At 72.7% G+C, this 13,379-nt stretch carries 10 protein-coding genes; 5 read left to right on the forward strand and 5 right to left on the reverse strand.

The window, feature by feature from the left end; genetic code table 11:
- Window positions 1–19: 19 nt before the first annotated feature.
- The 5 genes from FB457_RS09330 to FB457_RS09350 all read left to right on the forward strand — a co-directional run bounded on the left by FB457_RS09330 (window position 20) and on the right by FB457_RS09350 (window position 6,289).
- Entirely contained in the window at window positions 20–712 is a 693-nt protein-coding gene (locus tag FB457_RS09330) for a response regulator transcription factor (protein WP_047018647.1), read from the forward strand.
- Between the two features lie 105 nt (window positions 713–817).
- Window positions 818–2,077, forward strand: a complete 1,260-nt coding sequence (locus FB457_RS09335) for a ribonuclease D (RefSeq protein ID WP_078898486.1) — start codon at window positions 818–820, stop codon at window positions 2,075–2,077.
- A 390-nt stretch (window positions 2,078–2,467) separates the two neighbouring features.
- Window positions 2,468–3,688: an acetyl-CoA C-acyltransferase gene (locus tag FB457_RS09340; RefSeq protein ID WP_145781466.1), complete on the forward strand. Its 1,221-nt coding sequence runs from the start codon at window positions 2,468–2,470 to the stop codon at window positions 3,686–3,688.
- A complete protein-coding gene (locus tag FB457_RS09345; protein WP_145781467.1) occupies window positions 3,685–5,817 on the forward strand; it encodes a 3-hydroxyacyl-CoA dehydrogenase NAD-binding domain-containing protein in 2,133 nt (710 codons plus the stop codon). Before FB457_RS09340 ends, FB457_RS09345 begins: the two co-directional genes overlap by 4 nt.
- A 79-nt stretch (window positions 5,818–5,896) precedes the next feature.
- Window positions 5,897–6,289 carry a PIN domain-containing protein gene (locus FB457_RS09350; protein WP_047018644.1) on the forward strand — a complete coding sequence of 131 codons (393 nt, stop codon included), beginning with the start codon at window positions 5,897–5,899 and terminating at the stop codon, window positions 6,287–6,289.
- 90 nt (window positions 6,290–6,379) lie between these two features.
- Here FB457_RS09350 and dxs read toward each other — a convergent pair whose 3' ends face one another.
- The 5 genes from dxs to FB457_RS09375 form a co-directional block, all read right to left on the reverse strand.
- Complete coding sequence (dxs, locus tag FB457_RS09355; protein WP_145781469.1) at window positions 6,380–8,347, reverse strand: 1-deoxy-D-xylulose-5-phosphate synthase; 1,968 nt, start codon at window positions 8,345–8,347, stop codon at window positions 6,380–6,382.
- Between the two features lie 218 nt (window positions 8,348–8,565).
- A complete protein-coding gene (locus tag FB457_RS09360) occupies window positions 8,566–9,891 on the reverse strand; it encodes a sugar ABC transporter permease (protein ID WP_047018642.1) in 1,326 nt (441 codons plus the stop codon).
- The gene (locus FB457_RS09365; RefSeq protein WP_047018641.1) at window positions 9,888–10,679 is read right to left on the reverse strand and encodes an ATP-binding cassette domain-containing protein; all 792 of its coding nucleotides are present in this window, start codon (window positions 10,677–10,679) and stop codon (window positions 9,888–9,890) included. Before FB457_RS09365 ends, FB457_RS09360 begins: the two co-directional genes overlap by 4 nt.
- A gap of 121 nt (window positions 10,680–10,800) precedes the next feature.
- On the reverse strand, window positions 10,801–11,910 hold the full coding sequence (locus FB457_RS09370; RefSeq protein ID WP_078898485.1) for an ABC transporter substrate-binding protein: 1,110 nt from the start codon (window positions 11,908–11,910) through the stop codon (window positions 10,801–10,803).
- Between the two features lie 130 nt (window positions 11,911–12,040).
- The gene (locus tag FB457_RS09375; protein ID WP_047020467.1) at window positions 12,041–13,246 is read right to left on the reverse strand and encodes an ROK family transcriptional regulator; all 1,206 of its coding nucleotides are present in this window, start codon (window positions 13,244–13,246) and stop codon (window positions 12,041–12,043) included.
- Window positions 13,247–13,379: the final 133 nt, after the last annotated feature.

Raw genomic sequence — 13,379 nt, forward strand, 5'->3', positions numbered from 1 at the left:
CACCGTCTGGAGGGACCTGGTGTCTGTTCTCCTCGAGCAACCCACAAGCCTGGTCGCCTACCGCCCCAACAAGCCGACGGCCATGGTCGTCGTGGCCGACCCCCGCGTGCGCTCGACCGTCACCCGCCACCTGTGGGCGCTGGGCGTGCGCGACGTGATCGAGGCGTCGTCCATCGCGGAGGCCCGCCCCCGGATCGCCAACCCCCGCGACATCTGCGTCGCCGACGTCCACCTGCCCGACGGCTCCGGCCTCACGCTGCTCTCCGAGGCGCGCTCCGCGGGCTGGCCCAACGGCCTCGCGCTCTCCGCCGCCGACGACATCGGCGCCGTACGCAACGCCCTCGCGGGCGGCGTCCGGGGCTACGTCGTCACCGGCACCCGCACCGGCATGGGCCTGCCCACCCGCCCCAACGCCGCGCACATCGGCGCCGCCGCGGGCCGGCTCCACCACCGCCGCCCACCGGGCTCCCCCGGCGCCGGCGGCAACTCCGGTCCGCCCGGACACCCCGGCGGTTACCGCGAGCTGTCCGGCCGCGAGGTCGAGGTGCTGCGGCTGGTGGCGGAGGGCCAGTCGAACAAGGCCATCGGCGTCTCGATGGGACTGTCCGCGCTGACCGTCAAAAGCCACCTCGCCCGCATCGCACGCAAGCTCGGCACGGGCGACCGCGCCGGCATGGTGGCGGTGGCACTTCGTACCGGGATCATCCACTGACCGGGGCCCGGTGACGGGCCCTCTCCAGGCAGCCGCGCGGCGCCCGTCGACGTAACGTTCCGTCGACGGGCGCTGTCGTGCACGACTCACAGATACCCTTGACACGTGACCGACGCCCAAGAGACCGCAGCAGAGGACAGACTCCCCGCCCCCGGAGCACCGACTTCCGGATCGGCGCCGGTCCCCCTTCTCGATCCCCGCGAGGGCATTCCTCCCGTCACCGCGGACCCCGGGGCGCTCGCCGAGGTCGTCCGCGCGTTCGCCGCGGGCAGCGGTCCCGTGGCCATCGACGCGGAGCGCGCCAGCGGCTACCGCTACGGGCAGCGGGCGTACCTCGTGCAGTTGCGCCGGGAGGGCGCGGGCACGGCGCTGATCGACCCGGTGGCCTGTCCCGACCTCTCCGGGCTCGCGGCGGCGATCGGCGATGCGGAATGGGTTCTGCACGCGGCGACCCAGGATCTGCCGTGTCTCGCCGAGATAGGCATGCGTCCTGGCGCGCTGTTCGACACGGAGCTGGCGGGGCGGCTGGCCGGCTTCCCCCGGGTCGGGCTCGGCGCGATGGTCGAGAACGTCCTCGGGTACGCGCTGGAGAAGGGCCACTCCGCCGTCGACTGGTCCACCCGGCCGCTGCCCGAGCCGTGGCTGCGCTACGCCGCGCTCGACGTCGAGCTGCTGGTGGACCTGCGGGACGCGCTGGTCGAGGAGCTGACGGCGCAGGGGAAGCTGCGGTGGGCGGAGGAGGAGTTCGCGGCGATCGCCGCGGCGCCGCCGCCGGAGCCGCGCCGGGACCCCTGGCGGCGTACGTCGGGCATGCACAAGGTACGGCGCAGGCGCCAGCTCGGCACCGTACGGGAGCTGTGGACGGCCCGGGACCGCATCGCGCAGCGGCGGGACATCTCGCCGGGCAAGGTGCTCGCGGACACCGCCATCGTGGAGGCGGCGCTGGCGATGCCGACGTCCACGCGGGCGCTGGCCGCGCTGCCGGGCTTCGGGCACCGCATGGGCCGGCGGCAGCTGGAGCAGTGGCTCGCCGCGGTGGAGCGCGCCCGCGCGCTGCCGGAGTCCGAGCTGCCGCAGCCGGGCCTGCCGCTGAACGGCCCGCCGCCGCCGCGCGCGTGGGCGGACAAGGACCCGGCCGCGGCGGCACGCCTGTCGGCGGCGCGGGCGGCGGTGACGGCACGCGCGGAGGAGCTGGGCCTGCCGCAGGAGAACCTGATCGCACCGGACACGGTGCGCCGCATCTGCTGGGAGCCCCCGAAGGAACCCACGGAGGAGTCGGTGGCAGCAGCCCTCACCGACCTCGGCGCCCGCCCCTGGCAGATCACCCAGGTCACCCCCCTCCTGACAGCAGCAGTCAGCAACTGACCCCGACCTCGGCCCAGGAGCGGTGCGGACCCCGGTCCGGTGGGGTGGGCGGCGACGCCGTACGGGCCCGAGGCCGGTAAACCATCGGACCCGGCGGGGGCGGCAAGGCACGCGGGCCGGAGCCCCGGCGCCCGGGACGTGCGCCCGGGCGAAGCCGTGGCGGCGGCCGGTCACCGGTCCCGGTGCCGTAAGGCGCCTCCCGCAGCCGCCCCGCCCGCCGCGCCGCAGCTCCCCATCCCGGTATCGTCCCCCCGGCGAGGGGACTGTGAGGCACAACTCCGGCAGGCCCCTGGGCAGCTTCTGTTACCCGTGAGTAGCATGGGGGCGAGCCGTGCCCGTCCCCCGCGGGCCGGTGCCGCGTGAACCCGCATCCCCTCCGGAGGAGAGCCCGTGCCTCGTACCGCAAGGGACGTCGTCTTCGTCGACGGCGTCCGGACCCCGTTCGGCAAGGCGGGCCCGAAGGGCATCTACCACGAGACCCGCGCCGACGACCTCGTCGTCAAGTGCATCCGCGAGCTGCTGCGCCGCAACCCCGCCCTCGACCCCGCCACCGTCGACGACGTCGCCATCGCCGCCACCACCCAGATCGGCGACCAGGGCCTGACCATCGGCCGCACCGCCGGCATCCTCGCCGGGCTGCCGCCGACCGTGCCCGGGTACTCCATCGACCGGATGTGCGCCGGCGCCATGACCGCCGTGACGACGACCGCCGCCTCCACCGCCTTCGGCGCGTACGACATCGCCCTGGCCGGCGGCGTCGAGCACATGGGCCGGCACCCGATGGGCGAGGCCGTGGATCCCCACCCGCGGTTCGTCTCCGAGAAGCTCGTCGACGAGTCCGCCCTCTTCATGGGCATGACCGCGGAGAACCTGCACGACCGCTTCCCGCACCTGACCAAGGCCCGCGCCGACGCGTACGCGGTGCACTCCCAGGAGAAGGCCGCCAAGGCGTACGCGAACGGGCGGATCCAGGCCGACCTCGTGCCCATCTCCGTCCGCCGCACCACCACCGAAGCCGGCGAGACCGGCTGGGGCCTGGCCACGCAGGACGAGCCGATGCGCCCCGGCACCACGCTGGCGAACCTCGCGACGCTGAAGACCCCCTTCCGCGCCCACGGCCGGGTCACCGCCGGCAACGCCGCCGGGCTCAACGACGGCGCCACCGCCTCCCTCATCGCCGCCGAGGACGTGGCGCGCGCCGCCGGGCTGCCGGTGAAGATGCGGCTGGTGTCGTTCGCCTTCGCCGGCGTGGAGCCCGAGGTGATGGGCGTCGGCCCGATCCCGTCCACCGAGAAGGCGCTCGCCAAGGCGGGCCTCGGCATCGGCGACATCGGCCTGTTCGAGATCAACGAGGCGTTCGCCGTGCAGGTGCTCGCGTTCCTCGACCACTTCGGCATCGCCGACGACGACCCCCGCGTCAACCAGTACGGCGGCGCCATCGCCTTCGGCCACCCTCTCGCCTCCTCCGGCGTGCGGCTGATGACGCAACTGGCCCGGCAGTTCGAGGAGCAGCCGCAGGTGCGGTACGGCATCACCACCATGTGCGTCGGCTTCGGCATGGGCGCCACGGTCATCTGGGAGAACCCGCACTTCGAGGGGGCAGGCAAGTGAGCAGCAGCACCGTGGAACTTCTCAAGGGCGCGGCCGGGCGCTTCCCGGACGAGGTCGTGACAGAGGCGCACGTACGCCACCTCGACCTGCCGGGCGGCGCGGGCCGGTTCGCGCTGATCACCCTCGACAACGGCTTCGACCACACCAAGCCGACCACCTTCGGCCCGCAGTCGCTCGCCGGCCTCGACGCCGCGCTCGACCAGGTCGAGAAGGAGGCCGCGGAGGGCGCGATCGTCGGCGTCGGCGTCACCGGCAAGCCGTTCATCTTCGCCGTCGGCGCCGACCTCAAGGGCGTCGAGGTGCTCGGGCGGCGCGACGAGGCGCTGGCCATCGGGCGCGGCGGGCACGAGGTGTTCACGCGGCTGGCCGATCTGGGCGTGCCGACGTTCGCGTACTACAACGGCGCCGCGATGGGCGGCGGCGTCGAGATCGGGCTGCACTGCACGTACCGCACCGTCTCCACCGCCGTGCCGGCGTTCTCGCTGCCGGAGGTCTTCCTCGGGCTGGTGCCCGGCTGGGGCGGCTGCACGCTGCTGCCGAACCTCATCGGCGCGGACCGCGCGGTCACCGTCGTGATCGAGAACAGCCTCAACCAGAACCGGCAGCTCAAGGGCAAGCAGGTCTACGACCTGGGCATCGCCGACGCGATCTTCGAGGGCGCCGACTTCCTGGAGCAGTCCCTCGCCTGGACCGCCGCCGTCCTCGGCGGCGAACTGGAGGTCGTACGCCCGGACATCGACCGCGGCGAGGCGTGGGACGCGGCGATCGAGCGCGGCCGCGCCGTCGCCGACGACAAGGTGCACGGCGCCGCCCCGGCGGCGTACCGCGCGCTGGACATCATGGCCGCGGCGAAGAACGGCGACCTGCGGCAGGGCTTCGCGGCCGAGGACGAGGCGCTGGCCGACCTGATCATGGGCGGCGAACTGCGGGCCGGGATCTACGCCTTCAACCTCGTGCAGCGGCGCGCCAAACGGCCCGCCGGGGCGCCGGACAAGAGCCTCGCCCGGCCGGTCACGAAGGTCGGCGTGGTCGGCGCGGGGCTGATGGCCTCGCAGTTGGCGCTGCTGTTCGTCCGCCGTCTCGAGGTGCCCGTCGTCCTCACGGACATCGACCAGGAGCGGATCGACAAGGGCGTGGCGTGGGTCCACGAGCAGATCGACATGCTGCTGCTGAAGGGCAGGGTGAACCAGGACGCGGCGAACCGGCTCAAGGCGCTGGTCACCGGGTCGATGGACAAGACCGCGGCGTTCGCCGACGCCGACTTCGTGATCGAGGCGGTCTTCGAGGAACTCTCCCTCAAGCAGCGGATCTTCGCCGAGCTGGAGGAGGTCGTCCCGCCGACCGCGATCCTCGCGACGAACACCTCGTCCCTGTCGGTGACGGAGATGGCCGCCGGGCTCCGGCACCCCGAGCGGGTCGTGGGCTTCCACTTCTTCAACCCGGTGGCGGTCCTGCCGCTGCTGGAGATCGTACGGGCCGCGGACACCGATGACGCCTCGCTGGCCACGGCGTTCGCCGTCGCCAAGAAGCTGAAGAAGTCGGCCGTGCTGGTCAAGGACGCCCCGGCGTTCGTGGTCAACCGCATCCTCACCCGCTTCATGGGCGAGGTGCTGGGCGCAGTGGACGAGGGCACGCCGGTGGAGGTCGCGGACGGGGCGCTGGCGCCGCTGGGGCTGCCGATGTCGCCGATCGTGCTGCTCGACCTGGTCGGCCCCGCGGTCGCCCACCACGTCGCGGGCACCCTCGCCGCGGCGTTCCCCGACCGCTTCGCGCAGTCGGCGAACCTGGGCCGGGTCGTGGAGGCGGGCAAGCGGACGCTGTACGTCCATGACTCGGGCAAGCCGGAGCTGGACCCGGAGGTGGCTGCGCTCTTCCAGGTCGGGGAGACGGCGCTGACGGAGGAGCAGGTACGCGACCGGGCGCTGGACGCCATCGCGCAGGAGATCCGGCTGATGCTGGACGAGGGCGTCGTGGCCGAGGCGCAGGACATCGACCTGTGCCTGATCACCGGCGCGGGCTGGCCGTTCCACCTGGGCGGTATCACGCCGTACCTGGACCGGGAGGGCGTCAGCGAGCGCGTCACGGGCCGCCGGTTCCTGCCGCCGGGCGTGGCGAGCGTCCCGGAGTAGCGGTACGTCACCGGTGCCCCGGCCGCCTGCGTGCGGCCGGGGCACGTCCGTGTCGTACGGGCGTGGGAGGGTGGGCGGCATGGACGCTCCCCTCCCGCTGCTCGTCGTGGACGCCGCCAACGTCGTCGGGTCGGTGCCCGACGGCTGGTGGCGCGACCGGCACGGGGCGGCGGAGCGGCTGCGCGACGGCCTCGTGCCGTACGCCTCAGCGGGCGTGGCGGGGCTGCCGGGGCCGGTGGAGGTGGTGCTCGTGGTCGAGGGCGCGGCCCGCGGGGTGGCTGCGGTGCCGGGGGTACGGGTGGTGGCGGCGGACGGCAGCGGGGACGACCGGATCGTGGAGGTAGTCGCCGAGGCGGCCGAGCGGGATCCGGAGCGCCGCGTGCTGGTGGTCACGGCGGACCGCGCACTGCGCGACCGCGTCCACCGCCACGGCGCGGCCACGGCGGGCCCGCGCACGGTCCGGCCCGGCTGACGCCCGCGGGCACGGGCGGGCGCGGGCCGGTGCCGAGACACGGCGAAGGGGCGGCCCGCACGAGCCGCCCCTCGTCCGCCGTCGCGGCGCTCAGTCCCCGGCGACCTTCGACACCGTGCCCTCCCCGGTGCCCTGGGCCGCGAGGTCATCGGCCTGGTCGTCCGCGCGCCGGTCGAGCCGGGCGACCAGGCCGGTGACCTGCCGGGCGATGTCCGGGGCCGTCAGGCCGATGTCGGCCAGGACCTCCTGGCGGGAGGCGTGGTCCAAGAAGCGCTCCGGGATGCCGAAGTCGCGCAGCGGCATGTCGACGCCCGCGTCGCGCAGCGCCTGCGCGACGGCGGAGCCGACGCCGCCGGTGCGGATGTTGTCCTCGACGGTGACGACCACGCGGTGCCGCTCGGCGAGCGGCGGCAGCGCCGCGTCGACGGGCTTGACCCAGCGCGGGTCGACGACCGTCGTCGTGATGCCCTGCTTGTCGAGCAGCCCGGCGACCTCCAGGCACATCGGCGCCAGCGCGCCGACGGAGACGAGCAGCACGTCGGGGTGCTCCGCGCCCTCGGTGCCGGCCGCCGGCTCGTGGAGCACGTCCATGCCGCCGGTCCGGCCGATCGCGGGGACCGCGGGGCCGACGGCGCCCTTGGAGTAGCGCACGACGGTCGGGGCGTCGTCGACGTCGACGGCCTCGCGCAACTGGGCGCGTACCTGGTCGGCGTCGCGCGGGGCGGCGATCCGCAGCCCGGGGACGACCTGGAGGATCGACATGTCCCACATGCCGTTGTGGGAGGCGCCGTCGCTGCCGGTGACCCCGGCCCGGTCCAGGACGAACGTCACCCCGCAGCGGTGCAGCGCGACGTCCATCAGCACCTGGTCGAACGCCCGGTTGAGGAACGTGGCGTAGACGGCGAAGACCGGGTGCAGGCCGCCGGTGGCCAGGCCGGCGGCGGAGACCGCGGCGTGCTGCTCGGCGATGCCCACGTCGTAGACCCGGTCGGGGAAGGTCTCGGCGAACTTCTGCAGGCCCACCGGGCGCATCATCGCGGCGGTGATCCCGACGACGTCGGGGCGCTCGCGGCCGATCCGTACCATCTCGTCGGCGAAGACGGAGGTCCAGTCGGCGCCGCCCGCGGCCACCGGCAGGCCGGTGTCCGGGTGGATGACGCCGACCTGGTGGAACTGGTCGGCCTCGTCCTGGCGCGCGGGCAGGTAGCCGCGGCCCTTCTCGGTCAGGCAGTGCACGATGACGGGGCCGCCGAAGCGGCGGGCGCGCTGGAGGGCGGACTCGACGGCGGCGATGTCGTGGCCGTCGATGGGGCCGACGTACTTCAGCCCCAGGTCCTCGAACATGCCCTGCGGTGCGATGAAGTCCTTCAGGCCCTTCTTGGCGCCGTGCAGGGTCTCGTACAGCGGCTTGCCGACGACGGGCGTACGGTCGAGCAGCTCCTTGCCGCGGGCGAGGAAGCGCTCGTAGCCGTCGGTGGTGCGCAGCGTGGCGAGGTGGTCGGCGAGGCCGCCGATGGTCGGGGCGTACGAGCGTTCGTTGTCGTTGACGACGATGACGAGCGGGCGGTCCTGCGCGGCGGCGATGTTGTTCAGCGCCTCCCAGGCCATGCCGCCGGTGAGCGCGCCGTCGCCGATGACCGCGACGACCGCGGCGTCGCGGCCGAGAACCTCGTTGGCCTTGGCCAGGCCGTCGGCCCAGCCGAGGACCGTGGAGGCGTGGCTGTTCTCGATGACGTCGTGGTCGGACTCGGCCCGCGACGGATAGCCGGAGAGGCCGCCCTTCTTCTTCAGCTTGCCGAAGTCCTGGCGGCCGGTGAGCAGCTTGTGCACGTACGACTGGTGGCCGGTGTCCCACAGCACCCGGTCGCGGGGCGATTCGAAGACCCGGTGCAGCGCGATACTCAGCTCCACCACGCCGAGGTTGGGGCCGAGGTGGCCGCCGGTGCGGGCGACGGATTCCACCAGGAAGGTGCGGATCTCCGCGGCCAGCCGGTCGAGCTGCTCGGGACCGAGCCGGTCCAGGTCGCGCGGTCCCTTGATACGGGCCAGCATTGCCACCCGTGCCTCCTTGCTGTCGCAGCCTGCCTTCGGGCCGTACGGCCCCGGGCCCCGCCGTCCGTACGGACGTGCCGGGCCCGGAACGTCCGGTCGAGTCTAATGTTCCCGATGTCCGGTCGCTGATCCGACAGTGCGATGTATGCCACAGGCCCGCAACGCCTACACCCCCGTACCGGGATCGGTACGGGGGTGCAGGCGGTTGGCGGGCGGGGCGCCGGTCAGGCGCGTCCGGCCGTTTTCTGGGTGCGGCGGGAGACGGAGTCGATCACGACCGCCGCCAGCAGCACCGAGCCGGTGATCATGTACTGCACCGGCGCGTCGATGCCCTTGAGCGCCAGGCCCGACTGGATGGACATGATGACCAGCACGCCGAGCAGCGCGGACCAGCTGCTGCCGCGGCCGCCGTAGAGGCTGGTGCCGCCGATGACGGCCGCCGCGATCGCGTTCATCAGCAGCGTGCCGCCGCCCGCGCCCTGGTTCGCCGCGGCGATGGTCGACGTCATGAAGAGGCCGCCGACCGCCGCCAGCGTGCCGGAGACGGCGAAGACGGCGATGCGCATCAGGTCGACGTCGATGCCCGCCCGGCGGCTGGCCTCGACGCTGCCGCCGAGGGCGAAGATCCGCCGGCCGAAGCCGGTGCGGCGCAGCGTGAAGTCCGCGCCGACGACCACGATGAGGAAGATGAGCAGCGCCAGCGGCAGGCCCTTGTACTGGTTCAGCACGTACGCCGGGACGTACGCGAGCACCGCGAGCACGGCCGTGCGCAGGATGATCTCGCTCAGCGGCCGCGACGGCACCCCGGCCGCCTCGCGCCGCCTCGCGCCGACGTACGCGGCGGCGAAGTAGCCGCCGACGGCGACCGTGGCCACGCCGTAGGCGGCGGCGACGTCGGTGAAGTAGTACGTGGTGAGCTTGCCGACCACGCCGTCGGAGTCGATGTTGATGGTGCCGGAGCTGCCCAGGATGTAGAGCATCAGGCCCTGCCAGCCGAGGAGCCCCGCGAGGGTCACGACGAGCGGCGGGACGCCGATCCGGGCGAAGAAGAAGCCGTGGAAGGTGCCGGTCGCGGTGCCGACGAGGATCGCGAGGATGATCGCCGGGACTTCCGGCATCCCCTCCTGGACGGCCAGCACGGCGAACACCGCGCCCGCGAGCCCGCTGACCGACCCGATCGACAGGTCGATCTCGCCGAGCAGCAGGACGAAGATGATGCCGACGGCTATCAGCCCGGGACCGGCGATGTCGATGGAGATGTTCGAGAGGTTCTGCGCGGACAGGAAGGCGTCGTCCAGGCCCTGGAAGATCGCCATGATGAGGATCAGGCCGACGATGACCGGGACGGAGCCCAGCTCGCCCCCGCGCATGCGGCGCTTGAACTCGGTCAGATAGCCGGCGAAGCCCTGCTCGCGGACGACCAGCCGGGGGTCGACGGCGGTGACGGCGCCCTTGGCGGCGCCGGGGACCGGCGGGGTGTCGGCGGGGGCGGCGGACTTCGCGAGGTCAGGCTTCGCGGTGTCCTCTTTCTTGGTCCCCTCGGTGCTCACTTTGCTGCCTCCGCACTTCCGCGCGCCGAGCGGCGCGTCACGGCGTTGTCCGTGGCGCCCGTGATGGCGGCGACGATCTCTTCCTGCGTCGTGGTCGCGACGTCGAAGACGCCGTTGTTGCGGCCGAGTCGCAGGACGGCGACCCGGTCGGCGACGGCCTTGACGTCCTCCATGTTGTGGCTGATCAGCAGCACGGCGTGGTCGCGCTCGCGCAGCCGCTCGACGAGGTCGAGCACCTGGGCGGTCTGTTCGACGCCGAGGGCGGCCGTGGGCTCGTCGAGGATGACGAGCTTGGGGTCGCCGAGGAGCGAGCGGGCGATGGCCACGGTCTGCCGCTGGCCGCCGGAGAGGGAGGCGGTGGGGATGCGGACGCTGGGGATGCGGATGGACAGGGTGGTGAGCAACTCGCGGGCGCGGCGCTCCATCTCGACCTCGTCCAGGACACCCGCGCGGCGGATCTCGCGGCCGAGGAAAAGGTTGCCGACGACGTCGAGGTTGTCGCAGAGCGACAGGTCCTGGTAGACGGTCGCGATGCCCAGGTCCTGGGCGTCGTGCGGCTTGTGGATACGAACGGGGCGGCCGCCCCACTCGATGCGGCCGTCGTCGATGGCGTGGACGCCGGCGACGGTCTTGACGAGAGTGGACTTTCCGGCGCCGTTGTCGCCGACCAGGGCGACCACTTCACCGGCGCGGACCTCGAGATCGACGTCGGTGAGTGCCTGGACGGCACCGAACCGCTTCGAGATCCCGCGCAACGCCAGCACGGGCGTAGCGGACACGTGAACCATCTCCTACAGGGGGATAGGGCGTGGACAAGAGGAGGGCCCGGGTGCCCGGGGACCCGCCGGCAGCGGGAGTCGGGGTGGCGGGTCCCCGGGCACGCGGGTGGCTGTCGGCCGGCTCAGCGGCTCACTGCAGGCCGGCGTCCTTGCAGGCGGACGCGAACTTGCCGGCGCAGATCTCCTCGATCGTCCACAGGCCGTCCTTGACGACCGTCTCCTCGATGTTCTCCGTGGTCAGCGCGATCGGGTCGATGAGCACGGCGGGCACGCCCTGCTCGGACTCGCTGTCCACCGTGCCGGTCGCGACGGAGTCGATCTTCTCGCCGCGGGCCAGCTTGACGGCCATCTCGGCGGCGGCGTCGGCCTCGGGCTTGTACGGCTTGTAAACGCTCATGTACTGCTCGCCGGTGACGATGCGCTGCACGCCCGCCAGCTCCGCGTCCTGGCCGGTGACCGGCGGCAGCGGGTCGAAGTCGGCGGCCTTCAGCGCGGTGATGGCGCCGCCCGCCATGCCGTCGTTGGCGGCGTAGACACCGATGATCTTGTCCTTGCCGACCGAGGAGATGGCGCCCTTCATGTCGGAGTTGGCGTTCTCCGCCTTCCACTCCTTGACGTCGTACTCCTTGCCGATGTTCACCTTGCCGTCGAGGACGGAGTGCGCGCCCTCCTTGAACATCGCGGCGTTCGGGTCGGTGACGGAGCCGTTGAGCATGACGACTTCGCCGTCCTTGGCCTTGTCGCCCAGCGCCTCCAGCAGGGACTCGGCCTGGACCTGGCCGACCTTGTTGTTGTCGAAGGAGGTGTACCCGCTGATCGGGCCCTCGGCCAGGCGGTCGTACGCGACGACGGGGATGCCGGCGTCGTCGGCCTCCTTGACGCTGGAGGCGACCGACTTGTAATCCACGGCATCCAGGATCAGCGCGTCGACCTCCTGCGTGATCATGGTGTCGACCTGTTGCTTCTGCGTGGTCGCGTCCTGCTTGGCGTTGTTGTAGATGACCTTCGTGCCCGGGGCCAGCTCCTCGATCTTCTTCTCGATCAGCGGCCGGTCGAAGTCCTCGTAGCGCGCGGTCTGGTCCTCCGGCAGGAGGAGACCTATCGTCAACGGCCCGTCGTTCTTCTTGTCGCCGCTGTCGGAGTCGTTGTCGGCCTCATCGGCGCTGCCACAGGCCGCGATGCCGACGGTCATGGTTACGGCGGCCAGTGCGACTGCCGCACGGCGCAGATAGGTGTGCACGGTCGAACCTCCCTGACGTGGCCGCGCCTTCGCGGCCGAGGTGTGAGGTAGTCAACTCGTCCGTAACCATGCCGTCAAGAAGTAAATGCTTAACGAGAAGGATACGATCGCCTGGTTTCTCTACGTGAACTCATCCGTCCGTGAGAGCGGGGGCGAGGACCGGTACGGCGCCGTCAAGGATCGAACGGTCGCCCATCTCGCTCAGCACCAGGGCGAGCGCCCCGAGCACCTCCGCGCGGCTGCCCAGCGCCCCGGAGGCGAGGTCGAGCTGGCGGGCGGCGCTGGGGATCGCGTAGCGCGCGACGGACTCCCCTATGGGCTGCAGGATCAGCTCCCCGGCCTCGGCGAGATCGCCGCCGAGGACGACCCGGCTGGGGTTGAGCAGGTTGCACAGGCTGGCCACGCCGCTGCCGATATGCCGGCCGACGTCGGCGATCACCCGGCGGCAGCCCGGGTCGCCGTCCCGCGCGAGCTGCACCATGTGCTCCACGGTCAGCCCGGGGCCGTGGCTGGCCTCCAGCAGGCCCAGGATGTAGCGCCCGGCGGTGAAGGTCTCCAGGCAGCCCCGGTTGCCGCAGCGGCAGACGGGACCTGATTCGTCCAGCGTGATGTGCCCTATCTCGCCGGCCGTGCCGCCGGGGCCGCGGTAGAGCTGGCCGTTGATCACCAGGCCGGCGCCGACGCCGCTGGCGACCTTGATGTACGCCACGTCCTTGGCGCCCCGGCCGCTGCCCCAGACCAGCTCGCCGAGGGCGCCGAGGTTCGCGTCGTTGTCGACGTAGACCGGGACGCCGAGGCGGGACTGCAGGTCGTCGCGCGGGTTCGTGCCGGTCCAGCCCGGCAGGATGCTGGTGGAGCCCAGCACACCGGTCTCGGTGTCTATCGGCCCCGGCACCCCGAGGCCCACGCCGACGACCTTGTCCGCGGGCACGTCCGTGGCCCCCACCAGGCGGCTCACCAGCGCCTCCGCGCGGTCCAGGCCCTGGGTCGCGGACGCATCCACGTCGATCGGCTCGGACTCCTCCGCGAGCACCTGGTGCGCCAGGTTGCCCACGGCCACCCGCAGGTGCGTGTGGCCGAAGTCGACCCCGACGACGATCCCGGCGTCCCCGCTGAGGGACACGGCCCGCGCCCGCCGCCCGCCCGCGGAGGTGGGCGTGACGCTGACCGTGCCGCTCTCCTGGAGCTCCCGGACGATGTTGGAGACCGTCGCGGCCGACAGCCCGGTGCTCCGCGCGATCTGCGCCTGCGTGAGCGAACCGGACAGTCGCACGGCGCGCACGACGCGCTCAAGGTTTGCCCGGTGCAGCGAGGACTGCGAGCCCGGAGTCTCCACGGCCATCCACTCCTGGTTCGGCGGGCGACACGACGGCCCCCCACCTCCCGGGCCACGCCGATGGGACCCGGATCGCCTACAACTTGTGAAGTCTAGGCTCGACGGCCATGGTTACCGCCGTCAAGACCTTGAC

The organism is Streptomyces sp. CNZ287 (genome assembly GCF_007827615.1).